29 protein-coding genes are annotated in these 26,175 nt (G+C 67.3%); 16 read left to right on the top strand and 13 right to left on the bottom strand.

Annotated features, from left to right (window positions below):
- Positions 1-81 precede the first annotated feature (81 nt).
- From lmeA to G6N18_RS19780, 8 genes are all read left to right on the top strand, one after another.
- The gene (lmeA, locus tag G6N18_RS19810; protein WP_083007223.1) at positions 82-879 is read left to right on the top strand and encodes a mannan chain length control protein LmeA; all 798 of its coding nucleotides are present in this window, start codon (positions 82-84) and stop codon (positions 877-879) included.
- Positions 876-1,298, top strand: coding sequence for a thioredoxin family protein (locus G6N18_RS19805; protein ID WP_067218198.1), 423 nt, complete (start codon positions 876-878; stop codon positions 1,296-1,298). The genes lmeA and G6N18_RS19805 overlap by 4 nt, the downstream gene beginning before the upstream one ends.
- A 29-nt stretch (positions 1,299-1,327) precedes the next feature.
- Positions 1,328-1,417 carry an Ms5788A family Cys-rich leader peptide gene (locus G6N18_RS24930; protein WP_353612105.1) on the top strand — a complete coding sequence of 30 codons (90 nt, stop codon included), beginning with the start codon at positions 1,328-1,330 and terminating at the stop codon, positions 1,415-1,417.
- Between the two features lie 103 nt (positions 1,418-1,520).
- Positions 1,521-1,997: a DUF4395 domain-containing protein gene (locus tag G6N18_RS19800; protein WP_083007204.1), complete on the top strand. Its 477-nt coding sequence runs from the start codon at positions 1,521-1,523 to the stop codon at positions 1,995-1,997.
- Between the two features lie 36 nt (positions 1,998-2,033).
- A complete protein-coding gene (locus G6N18_RS19795; protein WP_067218190.1) occupies positions 2,034-2,867 on the top strand; it encodes a sulfurtransferase in 834 nt (277 codons plus the stop codon).
- A gap of 1 nt (position 2,868) precedes the next feature.
- Entirely contained in the window at positions 2,869-3,171 is a 303-nt protein-coding gene (locus G6N18_RS19790) for a DUF1416 domain-containing protein (protein ID WP_059098314.1), read from the top strand.
- 214 nt (positions 3,172-3,385) lie between these two features.
- Positions 3,386-4,015, top strand: coding sequence for a heme-binding beta-barrel domain-containing protein (locus tag G6N18_RS19785; protein ID WP_067218185.1), 630 nt, complete (start codon positions 3,386-3,388; stop codon positions 4,013-4,015).
- Complete coding sequence (locus tag G6N18_RS19780) at positions 4,015-4,272, top strand: hypothetical protein (RefSeq protein ID WP_083007201.1); 258 nt, start codon at positions 4,015-4,017, stop codon at positions 4,270-4,272. Before G6N18_RS19785 ends, G6N18_RS19780 begins: the two co-directional genes overlap by 1 nt.
- Before the next feature lie 290 nt (positions 4,273-4,562).
- Here G6N18_RS19780 and G6N18_RS19775 read toward each other — a convergent pair whose 3' ends face one another.
- Positions 4,563-5,450: an aminodeoxychorismate lyase gene (locus tag G6N18_RS19775; RefSeq protein WP_083007198.1), complete on the bottom strand. Its 888-nt coding sequence runs from the start codon at positions 5,448-5,450 to the stop codon at positions 4,563-4,565.
- A 51-nt stretch (positions 5,451-5,501) separates the two neighbouring features.
- Between G6N18_RS19775 and ygfZ the strand changes: the two genes are divergently transcribed.
- Positions 5,502-6,578 carry a CAF17-like 4Fe-4S cluster assembly/insertion protein YgfZ gene (gene ygfZ / locus G6N18_RS19770; protein WP_083007195.1) on the top strand — a complete coding sequence of 359 codons (1,077 nt, stop codon included), beginning with the start codon at positions 5,502-5,504 and terminating at the stop codon, positions 6,576-6,578.
- 127 nt (positions 6,579-6,705) lie between these two features.
- Positions 6,706-6,885, top strand: coding sequence for a DUF3073 domain-containing protein (locus G6N18_RS19765; protein WP_067218170.1), 180 nt, complete (start codon positions 6,706-6,708; stop codon positions 6,883-6,885).
- A gap of 17 nt (positions 6,886-6,902) precedes the next feature.
- Here the strand turns inward: G6N18_RS19765 and purM are convergent, their stop codons facing one another.
- Entirely contained in the window at positions 6,903-7,976 is a 1,074-nt protein-coding gene (gene purM / locus G6N18_RS19760; RefSeq protein WP_083007193.1) for a phosphoribosylformylglycinamidine cyclo-ligase, read from the bottom strand.
- An 85-nt stretch (positions 7,977-8,061) separates the two neighbouring features.
- Between purM and G6N18_RS19755 the strand changes: the two genes are divergently transcribed.
- Positions 8,062-9,018 (top strand): NAD(P)H-binding protein, encoded by a 957-nt coding sequence (locus G6N18_RS19755; RefSeq protein ID WP_083007220.1) that lies wholly within the window; start codon positions 8,062-8,064, stop codon positions 9,016-9,018.
- On the opposite strand, the gene purF is transcribed toward G6N18_RS19755, so the two are convergent.
- From purF to G6N18_RS19740, 3 genes are all read right to left on the bottom strand, one after another.
- Positions 9,019-10,542 (bottom strand): amidophosphoribosyltransferase, encoded by a 1,524-nt coding sequence (gene purF, locus G6N18_RS19750; RefSeq protein ID WP_083007190.1) that lies wholly within the window; start codon positions 10,540-10,542, stop codon positions 9,019-9,021.
- Between the two features lie 317 nt (positions 10,543-10,859).
- Entirely contained in the window at positions 10,860-11,930 is a 1,071-nt protein-coding gene (locus G6N18_RS19745) for a helix-turn-helix domain-containing protein (RefSeq protein WP_244960061.1), read from the bottom strand.
- Between the two features lie 159 nt (positions 11,931-12,089).
- Complete coding sequence (locus G6N18_RS19740) at positions 12,090-12,491, bottom strand: sterol carrier family protein (RefSeq protein ID WP_083006265.1); 402 nt, start codon at positions 12,489-12,491, stop codon at positions 12,090-12,092.
- A 16-nt stretch (positions 12,492-12,507) separates the two neighbouring features.
- Here G6N18_RS19740 and G6N18_RS19735 point away from each other — a divergent pair, with 16 nt between their 5' ends.
- The gene (locus G6N18_RS19735) at positions 12,508-13,713 is read left to right on the top strand and encodes an MCE family protein (RefSeq protein WP_083006263.1); all 1,206 of its coding nucleotides are present in this window, start codon (positions 12,508-12,510) and stop codon (positions 13,711-13,713) included.
- A 3-nt stretch (positions 13,714-13,716) separates the two neighbouring features.
- Here G6N18_RS19735 and G6N18_RS19730 read toward each other — a convergent pair whose 3' ends face one another.
- Genes G6N18_RS19730 through purL form a run of 4 tightly spaced genes read right to left on the bottom strand, consistent with a single transcriptional unit; the run spans position 13,717 to position 19,164 of the window.
- On the bottom strand, positions 13,717-14,508 hold the full coding sequence (locus tag G6N18_RS19730) for an SDR family NAD(P)-dependent oxidoreductase (RefSeq protein WP_083006261.1): 792 nt from the start codon (positions 14,506-14,508) through the stop codon (positions 13,717-13,719).
- Positions 14,505-15,128, bottom strand: a complete 624-nt coding sequence (locus G6N18_RS19725; protein ID WP_083006259.1) for an Rv0804 family intramembrane glutamic endopeptidase — start codon at positions 15,126-15,128, stop codon at positions 14,505-14,507. Before G6N18_RS19725 ends, G6N18_RS19730 begins: the two co-directional genes overlap by 4 nt.
- Positions 15,128-16,852 carry an alpha/beta hydrolase gene (locus tag G6N18_RS19720; protein ID WP_179962328.1) on the bottom strand — a complete coding sequence of 575 codons (1,725 nt, stop codon included), beginning with the start codon at positions 16,850-16,852 and terminating at the stop codon, positions 15,128-15,130. The genes G6N18_RS19725 and G6N18_RS19720 overlap by 1 nt, the downstream gene beginning before the upstream one ends.
- Positions 16,849-19,164, bottom strand: a complete 2,316-nt coding sequence (gene purL / locus G6N18_RS19715; RefSeq protein WP_083006257.1) for a phosphoribosylformylglycinamidine synthase subunit PurL — start codon at positions 19,162-19,164, stop codon at positions 16,849-16,851. Before purL ends, G6N18_RS19720 begins: the two co-directional genes overlap by 4 nt.
- A gap of 106 nt (positions 19,165-19,270) precedes the next feature.
- Here purL and G6N18_RS19710 point away from each other — a divergent pair, with 106 nt between their 5' ends.
- Positions 19,271-19,501 carry a hypothetical protein gene (locus G6N18_RS19710; protein WP_083006255.1) on the top strand — a complete coding sequence of 77 codons (231 nt, stop codon included), beginning with the start codon at positions 19,271-19,273 and terminating at the stop codon, positions 19,499-19,501.
- A 7-nt stretch (positions 19,502-19,508) separates the two neighbouring features.
- Here the strand turns inward: G6N18_RS19710 and G6N18_RS19705 are convergent, their stop codons facing one another.
- Entirely contained in the window at positions 19,509-19,859 is a 351-nt protein-coding gene (locus G6N18_RS19705; protein ID WP_083006253.1) for a VOC family protein, read from the bottom strand.
- A 15-nt stretch (positions 19,860-19,874) separates the two neighbouring features.
- A complete protein-coding gene (locus tag G6N18_RS19700; protein WP_083006251.1) occupies positions 19,875-21,137 on the bottom strand; it encodes a M18 family aminopeptidase in 1,263 nt (420 codons plus the stop codon).
- 49 nt (positions 21,138-21,186) lie between these two features.
- Here G6N18_RS19700 and G6N18_RS19695 point away from each other — a divergent pair, with 49 nt between their 5' ends.
- From G6N18_RS19695 to G6N18_RS19685, 3 genes are all read left to right on the top strand, one after another.
- Entirely contained in the window at positions 21,187-22,215 is a 1,029-nt protein-coding gene (locus G6N18_RS19695; protein ID WP_083006248.1) for a Dyp-type peroxidase, read from the top strand.
- Positions 22,215-23,012, top strand: a complete 798-nt coding sequence (locus G6N18_RS19690; RefSeq protein ID WP_083006246.1) for a family 1 encapsulin nanocompartment shell protein — start codon at positions 22,215-22,217, stop codon at positions 23,010-23,012. Before G6N18_RS19695 ends, G6N18_RS19690 begins: the two co-directional genes overlap by 1 nt.
- Positions 23,013-23,160: 148 nt before the next feature.
- The gene (locus G6N18_RS19685; protein ID WP_133052481.1) at positions 23,161-24,087 is read left to right on the top strand and encodes an NHL repeat-containing protein; all 927 of its coding nucleotides are present in this window, start codon (positions 23,161-23,163) and stop codon (positions 24,085-24,087) included.
- Between the two features lie 16 nt (positions 24,088-24,103).
- Here the strand turns inward: G6N18_RS19685 and G6N18_RS19680 are convergent, their stop codons facing one another.
- Together G6N18_RS19680 and G6N18_RS19675 are read right to left on the bottom strand one after the other, a co-directional pair.
- Positions 24,104-24,847, bottom strand: a complete 744-nt coding sequence (locus G6N18_RS19680) for a hypothetical protein (RefSeq protein WP_083006242.1) — start codon at positions 24,845-24,847, stop codon at positions 24,104-24,106.
- Positions 24,835-26,175 (bottom strand): hypothetical protein, encoded by a 1,341-nt coding sequence (locus tag G6N18_RS19675; protein WP_163689922.1) that lies wholly within the window; start codon positions 26,173-26,175, stop codon positions 24,835-24,837. The genes G6N18_RS19680 and G6N18_RS19675 overlap by 13 nt, the downstream gene beginning before the upstream one ends.

Genomic DNA, 26,175 nt, shown 5'->3' with positions numbered 1-26,175 from the left:
GGTGCTCTAACGATAGCGCGCAACCTGCCGGTCAGCTGCGTCGAACGCACCGACGCGGCGAAGGTGGGCCAGAATGTCCGGGTGCGCAAGCTCCTGATCGGTGTGGTCGCGACGGTGCTGGCCGTCGTCGTCGGTGCCGTCGGGGCGGACTTCGGGGCGGCGATCTACGCCGAATACCGGCTGGCCAGAAGCGTGCGCAGCGCCGCCGAGCTACAGCATGACCCGTCGGTGGCGATACTCGGCTTCCCATTCGCCACCCAGGCCATGGATCACCGTTACGACGAGGTCGAGATCAGGGCCAATGGCGTCGATCACCCCGTGGTGGGCAAGGCCTCGCTGGAGGCCACGCTGCACGACATCGAGCTTCGGAGGGGCTCATGGCTGGTCGGACCCGACGCCGTGTTGCCGGTCGGCAAGGCCGAGAGCCGCATCATCATCGACTCGACGCATCTGGGCCGGTTCATGGACATTCCCGACCTGCTGGTCGAGGCGCCGACGGGAGAGAGCAACGACGCCACCGGCGGCACCACCGAATCGGGTATCTCGAGTAACCGGGGCGTCTTGTTCACCGGGACACCCGAGAAGGCCGATTTTCACAGCAGGGTGAGCATCGCCGTCGACCTCGACGTCGCCGGACCGGACCAGACGACGCTGGTGATGACGGCCACCGGCGTGCTGACCGGGCCGGGCACCGCCGACCAGGAGGTGCCCGACGACAAGAAGGAGGCGGTGTTGGCGGCGTTCACCGCGAGTCTGCCCGGCCAGAAGCTGCCGTTCGGACTCGCACCGACAGCGCAGGGCGCGCGTGGCTCCGACATCATCATCGAGGGCATCGCCGAGGGAGTAACCATGGTCCTCGACGAGTTCAACCGGACATGAGCTCCTCTTGGGTGTTGGCGATCACCGTGCTCGTCGCGGCGCTGGGCGTGGCGTATGTGATCGGCCGGCTGCTTGCGCTGCGGTCGGGACTGCTCAAGGCCAGCGAGGACGCGGCCAACGTCGACACCAGCGACCTGGGCTTGTCATCGACCGGACCGACGGTGGTGCACTTCTCCGCCGAGTGGTGCGGTCCGTGCGCGGCGGTGCGCAGGGTGGTCGACGAGGTGTGCGCCGAGTTGCCCGCGGTGGCGCACGTCGAGATCGACATGGACGCCAACCCGCAGGCGGCGCGGCGGCTTTCGGTGCTCTCGCTGCCCACCACGATCGTGTTCGACAAGGACGGCAGACCCCGGTACCGGACCCACGGCGTCCCGAAAGCCGCTGACCTGCGCTCGGCGTTGGAACCGCTGTTGGCTTGATCGCCGAGTCGGTTGGTAAGCTGGCCGGCGTGTCCGCCCGCCTCGAGCCGATGCTCACCAAGCGCCGCGCAGTCGATCTGTGCCGCGTCGCGGGTTCTTGCTGTTGTTGTAGCTGCTGAGTAGCCGCGCCGCTCTTCGCGCCGCACTCGGGAGCGACCTCTGTGGTCAATCCCCGCCCAGCCCATGACAGCCCACAGGAGCACATGAATGCCAGCGACGGATATGTCGACAACGAACACCCGGACACCCGATCAGGTGGACGTGCGTGGACCGCGGTTCGCCGCGTGGCTCACCACCGGGGTCCTCGTGGCGACGCTGCTGGTGTGGCCGCTGAGCCCGGTGGTCTCGGCCGTGCTCCTGGGCGCCCAGGCGGTGGTGTTCGCCGTCGGTGCGTCGCGCGGGCCGCGATCGCATTCCTACGGCCTGATCTTCGGCCGCTTCGTCGCGCCGCGGCTCGGACCCGTCACCGAGAAGGAGCCCGTCCCGCCACTCAAGTTCGCCCAGCTCGTCGGCCTCGTCTTCGCGGTGGCCGGCGTCGCCGGGTTCGCGGCCGGCCATCCGCTGCTGGGCCTCGTCGCCACCGGCTTCGCGCTGGTGGCGGCCTTCCTGAACGCAGCCTTCGGCATCTGCCTGGGCTGTCAGCTGTACCCGCTCGTCGCCCGCGTTCGAAAGAACGCGCGCACACCGTCACCCGCATAGAACTTCGAAACCGAAGCAACCGAAAGGATCCCCTACATGGCACGCTCCGACGTCCTGGTCACGGTTGACTGGGCCGAGAGCAATCTCAACGCGCCGAACACCGTCTTCGTCGAGGTCGACGAGGACACCAGCGCCTACGACACCGGCCACATCGAGGGCGCCGTCAAGATCGACTGGAAGACCGACCTGCAGGACCCGGTGCGCCGCGATTTCGTTGACCAGCAACAGTTCTCGAAACTGTTGAGCGAGCGCGGCATCTCCAACGACGACACGGTGATCCTCTACGGCGGCAACAACAACTGGTTCGCCGCGTACGCCTACTGGTACTTCAAGCTGTACGGGCACCAGAACGTCAAGCTGCTCGACGGCGGCCGCAAGAAGTGGGAACTCGACGGTCGGCCGCTGTCCACCGAGGTGGTCAAGCGACCGGCGACCAGCTACACCGCCAAAGCGCCCGACAACAGCATCCGGGCCTTCCGCGACGAGGTGATCGCCGCGATCAACAGCAAGAATCTGGTCGACGTGCGCTCGCCCGACGAGTTCTCCGGCAAGATCCTGGCGCCCGCGCACCTGCCCCAGGAGCAGAGCCAGCGGCCCGGGCATATCCCCGGCGCGATCAACGTTCCGTGGAGCAAGGCGGCCAACGACGACGGCACGTTCAAGTCCGACGAGGCGCTCGCGAAGCTGTACGCCGAGGCCGGCCTGGACGGTGAGAAGGAGACGATCGCCTACTGCCGCATCGGTGAGCGTTCGTCGCACACGTGGTTCGTGCTGCAGGAGTTGCTCGGACACCAGAACGTCAAGAACTACGACGGCAGTTGGACGGAATACGGCTCCCTCGTGGGTGCCCCGATCGAGTTGGGAAGTTGATATGTGCTCTGCCCCGAAACAAGGCCTGACGTTGCCCGCCAGCGTCGACTTGGAAAAGGAGACGGTGATCACCGGCCGCGTCGTGGACGGGTCGGGACAGGCCGTCGGCGGCGCGTTCGTGCGGCTGCTGGACAGCTCTGACGAGTTCACCGCCGAGGTGGTCGCCTCGGCCACCGGCGACTTCCGGTTCTTCGCCGCGCCCGGTACGTGGACGCTGCGTGCGCTGTCGAAGGTCGGCAACGGCGATGCCGTCGTGGCGCCGTCCGGTGCGGGGATCCACGAGGTCGACGTCAAGGTCGCGTAGCTTTCTACGTCGAAACTGAGCTTGTGCTTGAGATTTCGTGAAAATCTCGCGCACAAGTTCAGATTCGGCGGGCTGGGCCCGGCGAGCCCGGTGACCAGCCGGAGGCTAGACTGCACCCCGTGGTGCTGTTCTTCGAACTCCTGCTGGTGGCCGCGACGGTGGTCATCACCTGGTTCGCGTTGTACGCGGTGTACCGGCTGATCACCGACGAGTCGTGACGTCGGGGGACGACGCAGTAGCGGCCGCGGCCGAGCGCGCGAAAGCGACCGCCGCGCGCAACATCCCGGTCTTCGGCGACCTGCCGGCGCCCTCCGACACCGCCAATCTGCGCGAAGGCGTGAACCTCAACGACGCGCTGTTGGCGCTGCTGCCGCTGGTCGGTGTCTGGCGCGGTGAGGGTGAGGGCCGCGGTACCGACGGCGACTACCGGTTCGGCCAGCAGATCGTGGTGTCCCACGATGGCGGGGACTACCTGATCTGGGAAGCGCGGTCCTGGCGGTTGTCGGAGTCGGGTGACTACGAGCAACCGGCGCTGCGTGAGTCGGGCTTCTGGAGATTCATCGTCGACCCGGCAGATCCGTCCGAGTCGCAAGCCATCGAACTGCTGCTGGCACATTCCGCCGGCTACATCGAGTTGTTCTACGGCCGTCCACTCACCCAGTCGTCCTGGGAACTCGTCACCGATGCGTTGGCGCGCAGTAAGTCCGGGATGCTGGTCGGCGGCGCCAAACGGCTCTACGGCATCGTCGAGGGCGGCGATCTTGCGTACGTCGAGGAGCGCGTGGACGCCGACGGCGGCCTGGTTCCCCACCTGTCGGCCCGGCTGTCGAGGTTCGTCGGCTGATGCGCGCAATCTTGCTCGCCACGGGCGTCGTCGCGGTCGCGTTCCTGGCGGGCTGCGCGTCGGACCCGCCGGCCGATCAGCAGACCACCACATCGAACGCCCCGGCCGGCCACGGCTCGCTGGCGCAGTGCCTCGCCGACCACGGCGTGCCCGCCGCTCCCGGTCCTGCGGCCGCTCCGCCGCCCGGCGTCGATCCGGACACCTGGCATCAGGCCATGCAGGCTTGCGCGTCGTTCGCGCCGGGACCTACCGGCTGAGCAAACCGCAACGGCTCGTCATCGATTCGCCCCCGGATATGGGGCGGCCCCCGAGCCGTGTGTTCCTGGCGGACAAAACCGAGGGGCTCGGGGGCCGGGTGACTGCGGGGAATTCGCCAGAGCGCGCAGAACGCGAAGAGCCGTCAGCTCATTCCCCTGGCGCTGCTAGCTCGCAGCCACCTCACAAGTCCATAAGTCACTCAAAATGTCGGACCACCTCCTTCCCTGTGTACGAGCGACGGTACCCGCGCACACCAGAGGCGACAACCGATTTACGGCGGTTTCAGCGCTCAGCGATCGCTGACGATGGCGGCGTCGACGAGTTCGGCGAACTCCGCCGCCAACGGGCTCGCCGGCAGCGCTTTGCCGTCGAGGGTGTGCACCCGCGCGGCCAGGGTGATGCTAGAAACCAGCCAAACACCTTGAGCGGTAAGCAGATCCGCGGGCCGCAACGAGCGGTAGTCGCAGTCGTACCCCTTGTTGCGCGCCACCTCGAACAACGCCTGCTGCGTGGTGCCACGCAGGATCGGAAACCACGGCGGCGGCGTGAACAACGCCACGTCGCCCGCGCCCGGTTCGGACTCGGCGGCGATCACCACCGTCGAGCGTGGGCCCTCGAGCAGAAACCCGTCGGAGCCGACGAAGATCACATCGCCGGCGCCGTGCCGCTCGGCATGCCGCAGCGCGGCCATGTTCACCGCGTACGACAACGTCTTCGCGCCAGCCAGCAGCCACGGCATGTCGGCGGTGCCCTCGCTCGGTAGCCCGCGGGGCAGCGTCAGCGCCGCGAGCCCGTGGCGTCGCACCTGTGCCACCCGCGCCGGCAACACGCCGATCGTGGCGAACGCCGTCGGGGGCGTCCCGCCTTCGCGGCCCCGGCTGTACACCAGCCGCAGCACGCCCTCGTCGTCTGCACCCGCGCCCCATTCGTCGACCGCCGCGGACACCGCGGCCCGCCACCGCGGCAGGTCGGGTGCCGGCAGGTCGGCCATCCGCGCCGACTGGCCGAGCCGGGCCAGGTGGGCCTCGAGCAGGCAGGGCCGACCGTCGCGGATCAACAGCGTCTCGAAGACACCGTCGCCGCGTACCGCTGCGAGGTCGTCGGCGTGCAGCAGCGGCGCCGCCGGATCGTGCAACCGCCCGTCGAGCGTCACCACGACCCCCGGTTCGCCAGCCATGGGCCCACAGCGTAGCCGCGGCCCGCCGAGCGCCGAACGTAGAGTTGACGTGTGACATCCTCTGGGCCAGCCGTCCCCGCTCCCGACACCGGACCCGACGCCGGCGCCGTCTGGCATTACGGCGATCCGCTGGCCGAGCAACGCGCGGCGGCGGACGCGGCGGTCGTCGTGGACCGCTCACACCGCGCGGTGCTCACCCTCACCGGCGCCGACCGCAAGACCTGGCTGCACAATCTGACCACCCAGCACGTCAGCGATATGGGCGACGGCACGGTCACCGAGAATCTCAGCCTCGACGGCCAGGGCCGTGTCGAAGATCACTGGCTGCAAACCGAACTCGGCGGCGTCACCTATCTCGACACCGAAGCGTGGCGCGGCGAGGCGCTGCTGAGCTACCTGCGCAAGATGGTGTTCTGGTCCGACGTCGCAGTCGAACCGGCCGACCTGGCGGTGTTGTCACTGCTCGGGCCGCGGTTGGCCGACGACGCCGTGCTCGACGCGCTCGGCGTCGGGTCGCTGCCGGCGCCCCGCACGGCCGTCGCGCTTCCCGACGGCGGCTTCGTGCGCCGCCTCGACGGATCCACGCTGGAACTCGATCTCCTGGTGCCCCGCGACCAGCTCGACCGCTGGCGCCGGCGGCTCGGCGATGCCGGGGTCCGGCCCGCCGGGGTATGGGCCTACGAGGCCCACCGGGTGGCCGCGCGTCGGCCCCGGCTGGGCGTGGACACCGACGAGCGGACGATTCCGCACGAAGTCGGCTGGATCGGTCCCGCCGTGCATCTGGACAAGGGCTGCTACCGCGGGCAGGAGACGGTCGCCCGAGTGCACAACCTGGGTAAACCGCCGCGGATGCTGGTGCTGCTGCATCTCGACGGTTCGACGGATCGGCCGACCACCGGCGATCCGGTGCTCGCCGGCGGCCGGACGGTCGGCCGTCTCGGCACGGTGGTCGACCACGTCGACGAAGGCCCGGTCGCGCTGGCGCTGCTCAAGCGGGGACTGCCCGCGGACACCGAACTGACCGTCGCAGGAGTGCCCGCCCTGATCGATGCGGATTCGATGCCGGCGCCCGACGTCGCAGGTGCCGGGCGCCGCGCGGTCGAACAGCTGCGCGGCGGAAACCGCTGATCGCCGAGGGCCTGGGAGCGCACCGCAGCCAGGCACGGTAAAGTGTCGGCAGGACGATAAAAAGACAGATCAGATCGGAGCCGCCTACCAATTGGGCCGCTCCGTTATTGCGCGAGGGGGTCCCCCCATGGGCCGCGGCCGGGCGAAGGCAAAGCAGACCAAGGTTGCTCGTGAGCTCAAATACAGCTCACCGCAGACCGACTTAAAGCGGCTCCAGCAAGAGCTGTCGGGCGCTTCCGAGAACGACCTGAACGGCACCGACCCGGTGGCCGACGACTGGGTCGACGACGATGACTGGCGCCGCTAGAGGTTCAGAGTGCAGGCTCAGAAGCGCGGGTGCTGACCCACGAGCCTGGCTCGGGGACCGTTCTTACCGCCCTTCTTGACGGTGCCCAGCGTCCAGCAATTCAGGTGACGCGCGGTCAGGATCGCCAGCGCGCGGTCGGTGTCCTCGGGTGCGACGACCGCGACCATCCCGACACCCATGTTGAAGGTCTTCTCCATCTCGCTGCGCTCGACCCGTCCGCGCTGCCCGATCATCGCGAATACCGGTGCCGGCGTCCAAGTGCCGCGGTCGATTTCGGCGATCAGCCCGTGCGGGACCACCCGCTCGAGATTGCCGGCCAACCCGCCGCCGGTGACGTGGCAGAAAGTGCGTACCTGCGTCTCGGCCGCCAGTGCCAGGCAGTCCTTGGCGTAGATGCGGGTCGGCTCCAGCAGTTCTTCGCCCAGCGTGCGACCGAATTCTTCGACGTGACCGGCCAGGTTCATCCGGTCGATTTCCAGCAGCACCTTTCGGGCCAGTGAATAGCCGTTGGAGTGCAATCCCGTAGAGGCCATCGCGATCAGCACGTCGCCCGGCTTGACCCGGTCCGGGCCGAGCACGTCGTCAGCCTCGACGATGCCGACCCCGGTGGCCGAGATGTCGTAGTGGTCCGGTGCCATCAGACCGGGGTGCTCGGCCGTCTCGCCGCCGAGCAGCGCGCAGCCGGCCAGCTGGCAACCGTCGGCGATGCCGGCCACCAGTTCGCCGATCCGCTCGGGAACAGTGCGCCCGACCGCGATGTAGTCCTGCAGGAACAGCGGTTCTGCGCCACAGACCACGAGGTCGTCGACGACCATCGCGACCAGGTCGATTCCGACCGTGTCGTGCTTGTCCATGGCCTGGGCGACCGCCAGTTTGGTGCCGACGCCGTCGGTCGATGAGGCCAGCACCGGCTCCCGGTAGCCGCCGCGCAGCGCGAACAGTCCCGCAAAGCCGCCGATGCCGGCGCGCACCTCGGGCCTGGTGGCCTTCTCGGCGAGTGGTTTGAGGAGTTCGACAGCCCGGTCGCCGGCTTCGATGTCGACCCCGGCCGACGCGTAGGAGATGCCGGCAGGTTCGGCGCGTTCGGTCATCGCGATAAAGGCTACCGGTGTTCGGCGCGCCGCGGTAACCGCCTAGCCGTGTTTGCCCGACCCCCAAACCGGCGATCCCGGCGGGGTGACAGACGCGATTCGCTGCTTGGTGACGGGTGCGACCGGTTACGTCGGCGGCCGGTTGGTGCCCGCTCTGCTCGACCACGGTCACGCCGTGCGCGCGCTGGCGCGCAACCCCGACAAACTCGGCGACGCGCCGTGGCGCGACCGGGTCGAGGTGGCACGCGGCGACCTCGGCGATATGGACTCGCTGCGCAGCGCATTCGAGGGCATGGACGTCGTCTACTACCTGGTGCACTCGATGGGCACCTCCGGCGATTTCGTCGATGAAGAGGTCCGGTCGGCCCGCAACGTGGTCGCCGCTGCACGCGATGCGGGGATCAGGCGGCTGGTGTATCTGGGCGGGCTGCACCCAGCGGAGGCCAACCTGTCCCCTCACCTACAGTCGCGGACCGACGTTGGCGAGATCCTGATCGAGTCCGGCCTCGAGACCGTCGTCCTGCAGGCCGGAATAGTGATCGGTTCCGGATCGGCGTCGTTCGAGATGATCCGGCACCTGACCAACCGCCTGCCGGTGATGACGACACCGAGGTGGGTGCACAACAAGATCCAGCCGATCGCGATCGACGACGCGCTGCATTATCTGGCCGAGGCCGCCGCCGCGCCGGTGCCGACATCGCGCACCTGGGATATCGGCGGGCCCGACGTGCTCGAATACGGCGAGGCGATGCAGGTGTACGCCGACGTGGCCGGTCTGCGCCGCCGGGTGATCGTCGTATTACCTTGGCTGACACCGACTATCGCGAGCTGGTGGATCGGGTTGGTGACGCCGCTGCCCGGGGCGCTGGCACGTCCGCTCGTCGAGTCGCTGGAGTGCGAGGCGGTGATGGGCAACCACGACATCGATGCCGTCATCGCCCCGCCGCACGGCGGCCTGACGAGTTATCGCGACGCGGTGGCGACGGCGTTGCAGCGCGGCCCGCTGCCCGGTGATCCGCGCTGGGCACACGTCGGGCGGTAGCTACGGCCTGCGCAGCGCCGAGACGTTGTCGTTGTCGGAGCGCAGCGGCAGTCCGGTCTTGGCGGCCGTCGCCAGCATGTGTTCGATCACGTTCTTGCCCAACGCCGATTCGCCCGGCAACTCGATCGGATACTTGCCGTCGAAGCAGGCGCTGCACAACCGCGAAGCGGGCTGCTCGGTCGCGGCGATCATGCCCTGCTGGCTGATGTAGCCGAGGGTGTCCGCGCCGATGGCGTGGCGCACCGCCTCGAGCATCTCCCCCTGGTCCTCGACGGCGTTGGCGATCAGTTCGGCCGGCGTGGCGAAGTCGATGCCGTAGAAGCAGGGCCATTTGACGGGTGGCGACGCGATGCGGACGTGCACCTCCACGGCGCCCGCCTCGCGCAGCATCCGGATCAGGGCGCGTTGGGTGTTGCCCCGTACGATCGAGTCGTCGACGACGATCAGCCGTTTGCCGCGGATCACTTCCTTGAGCGGGTTGAGCTTGAGCCGGATGCCGAGTTGGCGGATGGTCTGCGACGGTTGGATGAACGTGCGTCCCACGTAGGCGTTCTTCATCAGGCCTTGGCCGTAGGGGATGCCGGACTCCTGCGCGTAACCCACCGCGGCGGGGGTGCCCGACTCCGGAACGCCGATCACCAGGTCGGCCTCGACCGGCATCTCCCTGGCCAGCCGGCGGCCGATGTCGACGCGGGTGGCGTGCACCGAACGGCCGGCCAGAGTGCTGTCCGGCCGCGCCAGATAGACGTATTCGAAGACGCAGCCCTTGGGTTCGGGGTTGGCGAACCGGGTGGAACGCACTCCGTCGGCGTCGATGGCCAGCAGTTCACCGGGCTCGATGTCGCGCACGAACGAGGCACCGACGATGTCGAGCGCCGCGGTCTCCGACGCGACGACCCAGCCGCGGTCCAGCCGCCCCAACGCCAACGGTCGCACCCCGTACGGATCGCGCGCCGCGTACAGGGTGTTCTCGTCCATCCAGGTCAGACAAAAGGCGCCGCGCACGGTCGGCAGCAGTTCCAGCGCGGCCTGCTCCAGAGTCGCGTCGGCCGCCCCGTGGGCGAGCAGCGCGCCGAGGATGTCGGAGTCGGTGGTCGCCGCCGGAGCACCCCTGGTCCCGAGCAACCCGGCCTCGCGGGCGCGCGCGGCGAGTTCGGCCGCGTTGACCAGGTTGCCGTTGTGTCCCAGCGCGACACCGGTGCCCGCCGCCGTGTTGCGGAACACCGGTTGGGCGTTCTCCCACGTCGTGGAACCGGTGGTCGAGTAGCGGCAGTGCCCGATGGCGACGTGGCCTTCCATCGCGGCCAGCGTCTGCTCGTCGAAGACCTGGCTGACCAGGCCCAGATCCTTGAAGACCAGCACTTGGGAGCCGTCGGCGACGGCGATGCCCGCGGCTTCCTGGCCACGGTGCTGAAGCGCGTAGAGGCCGTAGTAAGTGAGCTTGGCGACCTCTTCACCCGGCGCCCACACGCCGAATACGCCACACTCTTCGCGGGGTTCTGGATCGGTCTGCGGGCCGGTCACGATATGGCTGCTCCCAGGGCGGAATGGGTAGACCGCCTCAGTCTACGTACATCACGAGTCATTCACCGAATGCGGCGGGGGTGTCGCCGCAACGGGAACAACGCGCCCGCGGGCGCCTGCATTTCCGCACTCACCTGCGATTTCGGTGCGCTTCCGATCGCTGAGCGGTCTGTGGTGTCTCGGGACATCGCTGACAGATATGTCTCGGGACATCGCTGACACTCATGATGACGGTTTTGGTTCGCGGGTGCGGTAGGTCCGTGTGTTGGGTGCGCACCGCTGGTGGTAGCGGGTGGGGTCGGCGGTGAGTTCTCGGATCAGGGTGGTGCCGCTGAAGATGGCGATGTGATCGCCTTGTCGGATGACGTCGCAGCTGTGTCCGGCCCAGCGCAGACCGATTCCGATGCGGTAAGGCTTGACGTGGAGGTTGCCGGACTGTTCATCAACGCTGTGGCGGCTGACGAAGACCGGTGCTGGCATCGCGTGTTGGGCGGGGTGGGCTTTGGCGGTGGCGTTGAACGCTTTGTGTGGCCGCGCAGGGCGCGGTGGGGGCGGTGGTAGTTGTAGAACTCGCGGAACTGGTTGAGCAGCTCGTTGAGCTCGTCGATGGTGGCCGGGGCAGGGCGCGCGCGTAGCCATTTCTTCAGCGTCTGCCAGAACCGTTCGATCTTGCCGCAGGTCTGCGGATGAAACGGGGTTGAGTTGATGGTGCGTGTCCCCAGAGCGCGAAGGTTAGCCTCGAACGACGCCTCATATCCTTTGCGTCGGCCGGTGTAGACGATCCCGTTATCGGTCAATGACATTGCTGGGACACCACATTCGGTGATACCGGCCAACATCGTCGACCACACCAACTCGGCGGTGCCGTGCCCGATGTCGACCGCCAGCGCGGGCAGGTACCGGGAATGGTCGTCCAGGGTGCCAGCGATAGCCACAGCGGTGCCATCGGCGAGCATCCATTGTGTCCAGTCGGACTGCCAGCAGTCGTTGGGCCGGGTGAAGCAAAACCGTTTTGTCGCCGATTTGGGCCGCTTCTGGGGCTGAGCGACGATCACCCCATGGCGGGTCAGAATCCGCCACACCGTCGCCCGCGACGGCACCTGTGGGTGCTTTTCGCGTTGCAGGGTCCACACGATCGACTGTGGACCGTGATCAAGACCAGCTTCGAGCAGCTGTTTGCGTTTGCGCAGCACCGCTTCTTCGACCTCGGCCGCGGTCTGACCCGGCGAGGATATGGGCCGGCGCGAGCGCTCCTCGAGCCCGTCCAGACCGTCCTCACCGAAGCGGCGGCGCCACTTGTAGAACGTCTGCCGGCTGATCTGCTGATCGCGGCAGAACTGCGACACGTTGCGGATCTGTCCAAATGCCGTCGCAACAAGAATGTCCATCGCCGTCACCTTCTGGGCCATGAACCATCCTGGCCAGGCCCTTACTCAGGTGTCAGCGATGTCCCGAGACATACACCTGTCAGCGATGTCCCGAAACAGGACATATCGCTGAGCGGTCAGTAGAGCACCGAAATCCCCGGCGGACGTGGTGTGGCGAAGCTAACCGTCGAGGTCGATCAGCGGTAGCCAGGTCCCGATCTCGCCGGCGCGCGACCCCGACAGCGTCAACCGGCCGTCGGCCACGGCGTCGCCCAGCGACAGCATCCCGCTGGCGAGCAGCAGCCAAGTCCGCGGATCGGTCTCGGCCACATTGGGCGGGTTGCCGCGCCGGTGCGCCGGACCCGCGATGCACTGCACCGCGATGAACGGTGGTACGCGGACCTCGACGCTGGAACCCGGCGCGACCGCGGCGAGCGTGCGGGCCGTCAACCGGACCGCCTCGGCGAGTTCGGTTCTGGCCGGCGCTGGTCGCTCATCGTCGCGTAACCAGTCCACCAGCGCCGCGACCGCGGTGCGGGTCTTCGCCGGATCGGCAGTACGGGCCCGACGAGAGGTGGCCATACCTTACTGTCTCAAAGTGTTTGTCGACCGCCACAGGCCGCCGTACAAGGTGGCCGGTGCGGTGTTCCTGGTGATCGCCGCCGTCGCGGTGGGCGTGCTGTATCTCCAGTTCCGCGGCGACCTGACGCCTCGGACTCAGCTGACGTTGCTGTCGCCGCGCGCCGGGCTGGTCGTCGAACCGGGCGCGAAGGTGACCTACAACGGCGTGGAGATCGGGCGGGTCAGCCAGATCTCACTCGTCGAGGGCGGCGACGGGCAGCAGGCGAAACTCACGCTCAAAGTCAATCCCCGCTACCTCGAACGCATTCCGGCAAACGTGACCGCGGACATCCTCGCCACCACGGTGTTCGGCAACAAGTACATCTCGTTCACCGCGCCCGAAGATCCGTCGCCACAACACCTCACAGGCCGGGAGGTGATCGAGGTGTCGTCGGTGACGACGGAGTTCAACACCGTGTTCGAGACGGTCATGGCGCTCGCCGAACAGGTCGACCCGATCAAGTTGAACCAGACCCTGGCCGCGACGGCGGAGGCCCTCACGGGTCTGGGTGACCGATTCGGCGAGTCTCTGCGCAACGGCAACCGGATCGTCGACGACCTCAACGCCCGGATGCCGGCGATCCAGTCCGACACCCGCCTGCTGGCCGATCTCGCCGACGTGTACGCCGACGCCTCCGGCGACCTGTGGAACGGCCTCGACAACGCGGTGACCACCGGTCGCACGTTCAACGAGCACCGCGCCGACCTCGACGCCGCGCTGATGGGCGCGCTCGGCTTCGCCGACATGGGCGCCGACGTCTTCGAGCGTGCCGGCCCCTATCTGGTCCGCGGCGCCGCCGATCTGCTGCCGACGTCGAAAGTGCTCGACTACCACAGCCCCGCGCTGTTCTGCACAATCCAGAACTTCAACGAGGTCCAACCGCGGGTGGCGAAGACGTTGGGCGGCAACGGCTATTCGCTGACCGGTGGTGGCGGCGTCCTGGCGGGTGCCGGCAATCCGTACATCTATCCCGACAATCTGCCGCGGGTCAACGCCACCGGCGGGCCGGAGGGCCGTCCTGGCTGCTGGCAGGATGTCAGCCGCGAGCTGTACCCGGCGCCTTATCTGGTGATGGACACCGGCGCCAGCATCGCCCCGTACAACCATCTCGAACTCGGCCAGCCGTTGTTCATCGAGTACGTCTGGGGCCGCCAGGTCGGCGAACTCACGATCAACCCGTGAAGTTCAGTCTGGGAAACCGAACAGCTTGACCACGCCGTGGTCGCGACCGGCGGTGTAGCCACCGTCGACCGCGATGGCCTGGCCGGTCACGAACGACGCATCGGCCGACACGAGAAACGCTGCGACGGCAGCGATCTCGTCCGGGCGGCCCCGCCGCTGCAGAGCGTGCTCCTCGGTGATGGAACGCAGTGGGCCCTCCATGCCTTCGAGGCCCATCACGCTCGCCAGCATCGGGGTGTCGATGAAGCCGGGGCAGACAGCGTTCGCGCGGATACCGCTCGGGCCGTAGTCGACGGCGATGTTCTTGGTGAGCAGCACGACACCACCCTTGGCGGCGTTGTAGCTGCTGCCGCCGGCGGTGCCCTCCAGACCCTCGACGCTGGCCAGGGTGACGATCGACCCACGCTCGCCGTCGACGCGCGGTTGCTCGATCATCTTCGCGACCGCGGCCTTGGCCACCAGGAACGTTCCGGTGAGGTTGACCTCGATCACGCGGTCCCACTCGGCGCGGTCGAGCAGGTGCACCGGCCCGCCGCCGGCAACTCCGGCCGAGTGCACGACGCCGTCGAGGCGCCCGCGCACCGCGGCGAACACCGATGCCACCGCGGCCTCATCGGTGATGTCGGCGGTGACGAACTCGAAGCGGTCGCCCAGTTTCTCCGGTGGCTGTGCCAAGTCGGCGCCGATCACGGTTCCACCGCCTGCGAGCAGGCGCCTGGTGGTGGCCAGGCCGATGCCCGACGCGGCTCCGGTCACGACGAAGGTGCGCGAACGGTCGCGCTCGGCGGTGCTCATGCCCGGGACTCTATGCGCCGCTGAACGGCAAGTGCCGCCAACGCCGCGGCCTCGTTGGCGGCCAGATGGGCCAGCATCGGCGCGGCGAGGCTGCCCGAGCGCGCATGCAGCCATCCGAACGCCCAGCCCGCAACGCCGGTGAGAAGGACCGTGCCCAACACCGGGTTGCGGGTGAGGCGCGCATCCATGATGTGCCACAGACCGAACGCCACCGACTGCAGAAATCGCCCGCCTGCACGTTCGAACGCGGTCTCGGCGGCGCTGCCCAGCGTCGCCCGGTAGGCGACTTCCTCGGGCCAGACGGTGCCGACCGGAATGTCGAACGCCAGCCACCGCACCGGACGGTCGGGCAGTTCGCGCGCGGCCATTCCACGTCGCACCGACGGGACCGCGGTCGCCGCCGCCACGCCCAGCGCGATCACCGCACCCGCGGCCAGCCCATGGCGCAGGCCGGACCACAGTGCGGGCGGACGCAGCCCCAGCGGGGGACGGGCGAGCGCGTAGAGGCCGGTGCCCAACGCGGCGTTCGCAATCGGATGAAAGCGCACCCTGGGCGCGACGAAGCTCCAACCCACCAGGGCGGCTGCCACGGCGGTCGCGCGAAACTTCTTCGCCCGCATCAGTATTCCGGTCCGTCCTCGCCCTCGGTCTTGGTCAGCGCGGTGCGGATCCGTTCGGTGTCCTCCCGGGTCCAGCCGTCGGGCGGCGCGACGGCGGCCCAGCCGTCGAGCACCAGATCGCCGTAGTTGTGGCCGTGCCCTCCCGGCACCGAACTGGCGTTGGTCATATCGGCCGCAACCTGCCCGAACGTCACGATCGGATACCACCGCATGCTGGCCGTGCGGTCACGACCGGGCGGTTCGCGCAGCCAGTCCGGCCGGCTGAACAGCAGGTCCGGCGACCACCACACGATCGGATCGGACGGGTGCTGCAGAAACAGCACGCGCGTACCCTCCCACGGCGGCGCGGTGTCACGCTCGATCTCCGCGGGATCGGTCGCCTGGGAGAACCGGACGGTGCGGCCGTTGTCGTAACGCGGCTCGACCTGCGCGGTGCCCGGGTCGCGCCGGTCGGTGATTGCCTTCCACAGCGGGCTGGCGTTCGGCGGACCCACCCACAGCACCGACGAGAAACCCATCCGTGAAATGTCGGGCAACCACTCGAACGCACCCTGGCCGGCCATCGAGCCCAGGCTCTCCCCGTAGAGCACGAGTTTCGGCCGCCGCTCCTGCGGAAGTTCTTCCCACCGTTGCTGAATCGCGTCGATCATCATGCGCCCGGACACCATCGACTTCTGCTGGTCACCCAGAAAGGAGATCCAGCTCGGCAGGAAGGAATACTGTGATCCGACCAGCGCGGTGTCCCCGTTGTACATCATCTCCAGCGCCCGGGCCGCCACCGGATTGACCCAACCGGTGCCGGTGGTGGGGATGATCACCAGCAGCTCACGCTCGAACGCGCCGGTGCGCTCGAGCTCGCTGAGCAGCACCGCCATCCGCTGTTCGTCGGTTTCGGCGGTCTGCAGCCCGACATACACCCGGATCGGCTCCTTGGCGGGCGCGCCGTTGAGTTCGCTGAGCTCGTCGGCGCGTGGACCGGTGGCGACGAAGTTTCGACCCTGATAACCCAATGTCTCCCAGGCCGCGAAAGACTCTGGGCTACCGGATCTTTCCGGTTCTGCCGGTTGGATGACGCCTTCCCGGGTGGTGGTGTTCTGCGGCTGGAACACCCGGTTGGCGCCGGCGAGGAAGCCACGCACCAGCACACCGTTGATCAGCGTGATGGCAAGCACGACGACGATGGCGGTCCCGATGAACAGCGCCACCTCGTCGTGCAGACGCCAGCGCCGGATGAAGAACCGGGCCATCGTCTTGATCACCTCGAGCAGCACGCGTGCGACAGCCACGCACAGTCCGCCCACCAACAACGCGACGATCAGCGTGCGCAGATAGCCGAGTGTGGCCGGTCCCTCGATGCCCATCACCGCCGACACCTGTCGCTGCCACGCCGCGGCCGGAATCACCATCAGAACGCTGGCGGCGATCGACAACGCCACCGTGGCGGTCTTGAGCACCACCAACACCCGCTTGGATGGCGGCCACCAGGCGCGGCGGCGTAACATAAAGCGGCGCAACATTTTTGCGATGAAGACGCCGATGCCGTAGCCGATCGCGGCGTTGAGGCCCCCGATCAGGCCTGCGAACAGCCAGTCACGGGGTAGCAGCGACGGCGTCAGCGACAGGCAGAAGAACAATGCAGCGAACGCGACGCCGACGAAGTCGAGTCGGACCAGGCGCCACGCCCAGACGTGTATCGGGTGTCGTTGTCGCGTGTGCTCGCTCACCCGAACAACCCGGGCAGCACGCTTTCTGACGTGCTGCGCAGGTCCTCCAGGGTAACGGTGAACAGACCTTGGACCTCGATCGCATCGCTGGCCGCATCGACCACGCCGATGCGAGTGGCAGGCAGGCCGCGGGCCTCGCACATCGCGCGGAACCGGCTCTCTTCAGTTCGCGGCACCGCAACCAGCACCCGGCCCGCGGATTCGGAGAACAAGAACGTGAACGGAGCTGTTCCTTCTTGCCAGCCTTCGGGAAGCACGATGCGGCAACCGGTTTCACCGCGCAGCGCGGCCTCGACGACGGCTTGGATCAGCCCGCCCTCGGACAGGTCGTGCGCGGCTGAGACGAGACCGTCGCGGGACGCGGCGGTCAGCACCTCGGCGAGCAGCTTCTCCCGCGCGAGGTCCACCTCGGGCGGCAGCCCGCCCAGATGGTCTGCGGTCACCTGCGCCCAGATCGATCCGTCGAACTCGTCGCGGGTGTCGCCGAGCAGCATCAGCGTCTCGCCGGGTTCGTTGCCGAAACCGGTGGGAATGCGCCGCTTCACGTCGTCGATCACGCCGAGTACACCGACGACCGGGGTCGGCAGGATCGCCGTGGTGCCGGTCTGGTTGTAGAAGCTGACATTGCCGCCGGTGACCGGAATACCCAGCGCCGCAGCACCGTCGGCCAACCCGCGCACGGCCTGACTGAACTGCCACATCACGCCGGGGTCCTCCGGCGAGCCGAAGTTCAGGCAGTTCGTCACCGCGACCGGGGTCGCGCCGGTGACGGCAACGTTGCGGTATGCCTCGGCCAGCGCCAATTGCGCCCCGGCGTACGGGTCGAGCGCCGTGTAGCGGCCCGACGCGTCGGTCGATATCGCGATGCCGCGGCCAGTGGCCTCGTCCACGCGCAGCAACCCGCCGTCGGCGTCCTCGGCCAGCACGGTGTTGCCGCGCACATAGCGGTCGTACTGCTCGGTGATGAATGCGCGACTACACAGGTGCGGACTGCCCAGCAGCGCAAGCAGAGTCGCTTTGAGTTCCGCACCGGTCGACGGTCGCGGCAGGCTCGCCGTGGTGTCGGCGTTGAGCGCATCCTGCGTGTCGGGCCGCTGTACCGGTCGCTCGTAGACCGGACCTTCGTGCGCGACGGTGCGCGGTGGCACGTCGACGACGGTCTCGCCGTGCCAGGTGATCTGTAGCCGGTCGCCGTCGGTCACTTCGCCGATGACGGTGGCCAACACCTCCCACTTGCGGCAGACGGCCATGAATTTGTCGACGTTGTCGGGCGTGACGACCGCGCACATCCGCTCCTGCGATTCGCTCGAGAGGATCTCGGCGGGCGTCATGTTGGCCGCCCGCAACGGCACCGTATCCAGTTCGATGCGCATGCCGCCGTCACCCGCGGATGCCAGTTCACTTGTGGCACAAGACAGTCCGGCGCCACCGAGGTCTTGGATGCCGACCACCAGGTCGTTGGCGTACAGCTCGAGGCAGCACTCGATGAGCACCTTCTCCATGAAGGGGTCACCGACCTGAACGCTCGGCAGCTTCTTGCGTCCCGCACCGGCTTCGTCGCCGCCGAAGGTCTCCGAGGCCAGCACCGACACGCCGCCGATGCCGTCCAGGCCGGTGCGGGCGCCAAACAAGATGATCTTGTTGCCGGTTCCCGACGCGAACGCCAGGTGCAGGTCCTCCTTGCGCAGCACCCCGACGCAGAGCGCATTCACCAGCGGGTTGCCTGCGTAGGACGCGTCGAACACCGTTTCGCCGCCGATGTTGGGCAGTCCCAACGAGTTGCCGTACCCGCCGATGCCGCGCACCACCCCGTCCACGACGCGGCGGGTGTCGGGCGCGTCGGCCGCGCCGAACCTCAACTGATCCATGACAGCGACCGGGCGGGCGCCCATCGCCATGATGTCGCGCACGATGCCGCCGACGCCGGTGGCCGCCCCCTGGTAGGGCTCGATGTAGGAGGGGTGGTTGTGCGATTCCACCTTGAAGGTGGCGGCCCAACCGTCACCGATGTCCACGACGCCGGCATTCTCCCCGATGCCGGCCAGCATCGTCTTGCGCATCTCGTCGGTGGTGGTCTCGCCGAAGTAGCGCAGATGCACCTTCGACGACTTGTACGAGCAGTGCTCGCTCCACATCACCGAGTACATCGCCAGCTCGGCGTCGGTCGGCCTGCGCCCCAGAATCTGGCGGATCCGCTGGTACTCGTCGTCCTTGAGACCGAGTTCACGGAACGGTTGCGGTTGATCGGGTGTGGCGGCGGCACGGTCGACGGTGTCTACAGCGTTTCCGGCGTGGGTTAGCTCCGACGTCACGACGCCATTCTAGGTTGGGGCGCCTCGCTCACCGCTTCGACATGGGTTTCCCCGCCGACCTATCGGGTAGCCGAACCACGTCACAAGGAAGGAAGGAAGGTGACCCATGACCACAACCGCCCACACCGGCCAGGTAACCGGAACCAAGGACAAGAACTACAACCTGATCTGGTACACCGAGCAGTGCCTCGAGAACGCGCTGAAGATGGAGACCTACATCGAAGACGCCAAGCGCGACGGCGACAACGCGGTGGTGGAGTTGTTCCAGAAGGCCCAAGCCGACAGCCGCAAGGGCGCCGAAATGGCCAAGCAACTGCTCGCGCAGCGACTCGGCTGACCTGGCGTCAGCCTGCCGCGGCGATACAGAACGCGTTGCCCGCGGGATCGGCCAGCACCACCCAGTTGAACTCCTCCCCGAAGCTGTGTCGGCCGGTTTCGTGGGCGCCAAGCCCCACCAAGCGCTTGACCTCCCCCTCCACATCGGTGGCCGTGAAATCGATGTGGAGCTTGTTCTTGCCCGGCGTCGGATCGGGCACTCGCTGAAAGCCCAGAATCGGCCCGTCGGCGCGCGTCACCGTGACGAATTCACCTGGTGCAAAAGGCGTTACTTCGCCGTCGACCGCCTCTGCCCACCACCGGGCCAGCTCGTCGGGATCCTCGCAGTCCAGCGTGATCATTTCGACCTTCAGCGTCATGGTGCCGACCCTAGATCACTGCGGTGACAAGAACGCCGTCAACGCCGCGGCGTAGGCCGTGACGTCATCGGCGCCCATCACCTCCCGGGCCGAATGCATGGCCAGCTGCGGTGCGCCCACATCGACGGTCGGGATGCCGGTGCGGGCCGCGGTCATCGGCCCGACCGTCGACCCGCACGGCAGATCCGCGCGGTGCTCGTAGCGCTGCAGCGGGACCCCGGCCTGTGCGCAGGCGAGCGCGAACGCCGCGGCGGTGCGGCCGTCGGTGGCGTAGCGCAGGTTCGGCTGCACCTTGAGCACCGGGCCCGCGTTGACCTCGATGAGGTGCCCCGGTTCGTGTCGCTCGGGATAGTTGGGATGGGTCGCGTGCGCCATGTCGCCGGAGGCCACCATCGAGTCCGGCAACCGGCGCAGAAACTCCTCGCGCCCGCCGCCCTCGCCCAGCGTGATGCGCTCCAGCACCGTCGCCAGCAGATCGGACTGGGCGCCGTGGTCGGACTGCGAGCCGACCTCCTCGTGGTCGAAAAGCACCAGCACCGGCAGATATCCGCGCGGTTCGGCGGCCAAGAACGCTTCGAGCCCGGCGTAGCAGGTCGCCTGGTTGTCCAGCCGGGGCGCGCTGACCAGCTTGCCGCCCGCGCCGACCAGCCGTGACGGCGTGAGGTCGTGGGTCATCAGATCGGCGCCCAGCACGTCGCCGGCAGGCACGCCGGCGTGCTCAGCGACGTAATCCAGGAATGATTCGGGCCCGTCACCGACACCCCACACCGCATTGACGTGGCGCTGCGGGTTCAGCTCGACGGCCTTGCGGTCCTCGGCCAGGTGGATGGCCAGTTGCGGCACGCGCAGGATCGGTTCGTCTATCCGGATGAGTTGGTGCTCGATCGTGTTGCCGGTGCGTACCGAGAGCCGGCCGCTGACGCCGAGGTCGCGGTCCAGCCACGAGTTCAGCCACGCGCCGCCGTACGGCTGAAGCGCGACCACCCGCCATCCCGAGAGGTACCGGTCAGGGTGCTGTTTGACCCGCAGGTTCGGGCTGTCGGTGTGCGCGCCGACGATGCGAAACGGTGCGGCCCGGCGCTCTGCATCCGTGTGCCAGGCGACCAGGGAGCCGGCACGCACGGTGAAGAACCGGCCCCCGGACGACGGCCAGGGGTCGGCTTCGGAGAGTTCGCGGAAGCCCGCCGAGCGCAGCCGGTCCGCGGCGGTCTCGCAGACGTGGTACGGCGAGGGCGACGCGTCGATGAACTCACACAGGCTCTGGGGGCTGGCTGCCATCTGTTCATCTTTACGGGTGATTCAAGATCATTGGCGCTAGGGTCCAGTTGTGCCCGAAATCCAGCCGCAGCCGGTGCTCGAACCGTTGACGCCCGCGGCCGTCTTCCTGGTGGCGACCATCGTCGCCGGCCGGGAAGAGACCGTTCACGACGCGTTGGCGGAGGTCTCGGGCCTGGTGCGGGCCATTGGTTTCCGCGATCCGGCCAAACGGCTGTCGGCGGTCACGTCGATCGGCTCCGATGCCTGGGACCGGCTGTTCAGCGGACCTCGACCGGCCGAGTTGCATCCCTTCACCGAGATCCGCGGCGGGCGCCACCACGCCCCGGCGACCGAGGGCGATCTGCTGTTCCATATCCGGGCCGAATCGATGGACGTCTGCTTCGAGCTCGCCACCAAGCTGATCGAGGCGATGGACGGAGCGATCACCATCGTCGACGAGACGCACGGCTTCAGATTCTTCGACAACCGCGACCTGATGGGCTTCGTCGACGGGACCGAGAACCCGGATGGTCCGCTCGCACGCTCGGCAACCCAGATCCGCGAGGAGGACCCCGATTTCGCGGGCGGCTGTTATGTGCACGTCCAGAAGTATGTGCACGACATGACCGCGTGGAACTCGCTGTCGGTCGAGGAACAGGAGCGGGTGATCGGCCGCACCAAACTCGACGACATCGAACTCGACGATGCGGTCAAGCCGGCCAATTCCCATGTCGCACTGAACGTGATCGAGGACGACGGCGGCAACGAACTGAAGATCGTGCGGCACAACATGCCGTTCGGCGAGATCGGAAAGGGCGAGTTCGGCACCTACTTCATCGGGTATTCGCGCAGCGCCGCGGTCACCGAACGGATGCTGGACAACATGTTCATCGGCGACCCGCCGGGCAACACCGATCGCATCCTCGACTTCTCGACCGCCCTGACGGGCGGCATGTTCTTCACCCCGACCGTCGACTTCCTCGACGACCCTCCGCCACTGCCTGATTCGGTCGCCTCCGACGCAGGGCCGGCGGCCTCGGTGACTCCCGTCGAATACGAAGGCTCACTCGGCATCGGCAGCTTGAAAGGAACCCGTTGATGAACAACCTGTACCGCGATCTGGCACCGGTCACCGAAGCCGCTTGGGCGGAAATAGAATTGGAGGCCAGCCGCACGTTCAAACGGCACATCGCCGGCCGGCGGGTGGTCGACGTCAGCGAGCCCGGCGGGCCGGCCGCCGCGGCGATCAGCACGGGGCATCTGCGCGACGTCGCGCCTCCCGGCGACGGCGTGATCGCGCACCTGCGCGAAGCCAAACCGTTGGTACGGCTGCGGGTGCCGTTCACGGTGTCCCGCACTGCGATCGACGACGTCGAGCGGGGCTCGCAAGATTCGGATTGGGATCCGGTCAAGGACGCCGCCATGAAATTGGCGTTCGCCGAGGACCGGGCGATCTTCGAGGGCTACGAGGCGGCGTCCATCGAAGGCATCAGGGCGTGCAGTTCCAACACCGCGCTGGCGTTGCCCGACGACGAGCGCGACATCCCCGACGTCATCTCTCAGGCGCTGTCCGAGCTGCGGCTCTCCGGCGTCGACGGCCCGTACTCGGTGCTGCTGTCGGCCGAGGTGTACACCAAGGTTAGCGAGACCACCCAGCACGGCTATCCGATCCGCGAGCACCTCCACCGGCTCGTTGACGGCGACATCATCTGGGCCCCTGCTATCGACGGCGCGTTCGTATTGTCAACGCGCGGAGGCGATTTTGACCTGCAGCTGGGCACCGACGTGTCGATCGGCTACCTGTCGCACGACGCAGGAACCGTGCAGCTGTATCTCGAGGAGACGCTGACGTTCCTGTGCTATACCGCGGAAGCCTCGGTCGCGCTGACGCCCTGACGTTCCCCTTTGTTTCCGCGAGCGTGCGTGTTTGCACACGACACGCCGCGGGATTTCAGCATATTGTGCACGCTGGCGGGGATGTGAACGTGCGCTCACGCATCAGCGGTGTACAACCCAAAACAAGCAGGCCGCTACGATTCCCAGCGTGGAGATCGAAAACGCAAACCCTTGCTTGTCGACGACGGGTGCGCGGGGTCTCGTGAAGACCGTCAAGCAGGGTCCGCGGCGGCATGGTGGCGTGGTCAGATTCCTCCTCGGCATAGCCGCCATCGTTGTGATGGCGGCTGCGTGCACGAACTCTGCGCTCTCGTCCCGGCCGCCAGATGCACACCTGCAGACGGGCACGCAAAGTACGTTTCCGCTTGTCACGATGGGCATTACGTCGTTAAGCGTCGACGGTAAGAACGTCCTCTATTTGGGTGGCGCCACCGGAATCTCCACTCTGGCACCAGGAGCAGTTCGCCCGACCCCGTTGAAGCTCAGTGGTTATCCGACAGCCTCAACGTCCGCCGTTGCTCCGGACGGCACGCTGTACTTCGTCACTCTCGACGGTCTCGTCGAGACCGTCTCACCCGGATCCACGGAACCGAAGCGGCTACCCTTCCCCAAGCTGCAAAATTACAGCGATATCGCGGTGGCGACTGACGGCACAATCTATCTCGGCGACAACAAGCAGAACAAGCTGTTGAAATTCGTCCCCGGTGCGGACAGCCCCACCGAGCTGCCCGTAGCCGGGATCAACGGGGCAGGACACGTGGCGATCGACGCCGAAGACAACCTGTTCGTGTTCACCATGGGTGAGCTCGTGAAGATAGCGAAGAACGCGAAGACGGCTGAGCCGGTCGAAGGTGCGCCCGACCACGTCGGTGGCCTAGCCGTCGACACTGCCGGCAATCTGTATGCGACCAACGTGAAAGCGAACACCGTCTCACGCATGCCCGCCGGCGGAGGCGGATGGGCCACACTACCGTTCACCGGCCTCCAGAGCCCGACCCACATCACAGTCGACAATGACGGCAACGTATACGTCGTCAACCAAGGACGAAAGCTCGTCAGGCTCGCTGCCGAATAGCGAAGCCAGGCGCCCGCTAGCGATCAGGTGGATCCCCTTGCAGGCGCTTCAAAGCCGTGCCATCGGCGAGCTCCGATCGGCGTTCAGGGTGCCGCCAGTAGAAGCGCATCAACTCGCGAAGAGCCTGCCCGCCGGGCGTGTACCAGTCAGTCGGGTGCGCTCGAACCCGACCGTCGGCGGTGACGATGTACGCGGCCCCGGTGCCATGACGCCCATTGGCCGGCCGGTCAGCGATGTCCGCCACTTCGTCCCAGGACCGGCGGACGGTTGTCATGGTATTTCCCGTTTCGAGTCCGGCGACGGTCATCCGCAGAAGACTGCTACCTCGTTGCACGAGCATGTGGCGAATCGCGAACACTCCCACCAGAGCACCTGCAGCGCAGGCAATCACGATGTATTGACTGTTGCCCCGGGGAGCCCGAATATCCAGCATCCCCAGCGGCGCGAAGATGGCGTAGAGCGCCATCGCGAAGAATCCTGCGAGCGACGAGATCACAAGAAGCGTGTCGACTCTGCGATCGGGTCGAAAGGTGACTCCGCCCTGGTGCCATTCCGCACGCGGCACGACTCGGCGTGACGCAACCGTCAACAGCATCGCAATCATTCCGAAGGAGAAGACGGCACCTCCGAGAGCCACGATCGCCGTCAAATACGCAGTGCGCGAGAGAGACACAAACACCCAGGCGGCGCTGAGAAGCCCGAACGCGCCGAGAACGACCGACAAAAACGCAACAGCAACCGACGACTTCACGGCGGGCACAACACATTCCCGACCAACTCTCCCACATATCCGAAGAGGAAGCCGCTCCCCGTGCTGATGCCCATCGCGGCTAGGGGTCCAACTCCAGGGACGGCTCCCACCGCGATCGTCGTCGCCAGGCCGCCGGCTAACCCGACTCCGCCAGACCAAGCAGCGACACATTTCTCATGCAGCGTCTCCGCCGACACGATGTTGTACGCCATCGACGCGATACCCACCGCGGGACCACCGAATTTCGCGCCGCCCTTCAGTCCTTCGAGGACATCGGCGCTCAGCTTCGGAATCCCCTGACCCGCTTTGACTTCAAGTCCCGACAGCACCCCGCCGGCCAGCGTCGGAACCGGATCGTTGAAGAATGAGTCCGGCAGGATCGCTTCCCCGCGGCCCGGTGTCCAACAACTGCCGGTGCGGACTCCGTCAGCGGTTTCGGACATGGTCAACTTCGTTCCATCGGCATACCACACTTCGGTCAGCGAACCCCCGTCCTCCCGAGGAGTTGTCATCGTCTCCGACACGAAATTCCCGTTCTTGTCCGTGTGCACGAGCTTGACCGTCCCGGCGGCGTAGACCTGCTCGCTGGGCAGACCTTGGTCGATGTACTCCGTGGTGACCTGAGTGCTGCCATCCAGCATGGTGAGCGTTGTGATCCGGTTTCCGTGTTCGTCGACCGTCTCCTCGACATCGCGGATCGTCGTCGCCATATCCTGCGCGAGGGCGGCCTCCTGAAACTGTCTGCCCGCCGGATCTTTCGGATTGGGCACATCGTCACCCGGGACCGGTGGCACCGGACCGGGCGGACCGAAGACGAGGCCCTCGAATACCTTTCCGTGTTCGAGCCGGGCCAACACCAACTGCTGCAGGGTCCGCTCGTCGGCACTATCCAACTCGAGAAGAAGCTCGTTGACCTCAGTCTGCGCAGCTTGCGCCTGCATCTGCAGTTCGGCTGCCTTCTGCGCCGACATCTCGGCGGGGTCGATCATCACGACCCACTGGTCGGTGACGTTCAGCGGACCGCTGTCGATGTCGTCGGCCGTGGCAAGCAACGTCCTTCGAGCACTGCCGATCGACGCGCTGCCGCCTTCCAGCGCGCCGGCGAATGCGTCGGCGTAGTTCTTGAACGTCGACGAACGAGAGGTGGCCCGCCGGAACATGTCTGCTGCGGCGTTGTGCGCCTCGCCGGCCCACCCTCTGGCCTCGGGCATCCGGTCGATCCGATCGTCGAGGGCCAGCACCCCGTGGTATATCGACCCGCCGGCATTTCGGAGCGTCGAGGCGGCCGACAGCAGCGACTCGGGGTTCCAGCTCTGTAGCCGCGAACGGGAGGGCAA

This window comes from Mycolicibacterium celeriflavum (assembly GCF_010731795.1).
Classification (GTDB): domain Bacteria; phylum Actinomycetota; class Actinomycetes; order Mycobacteriales; family Mycobacteriaceae; genus Mycobacterium; species Mycobacterium celeriflavum.
Note: the sequence above shows the minus strand (reverse complement) of the source record. Positions and strands in the feature narration are given on the sequence as shown.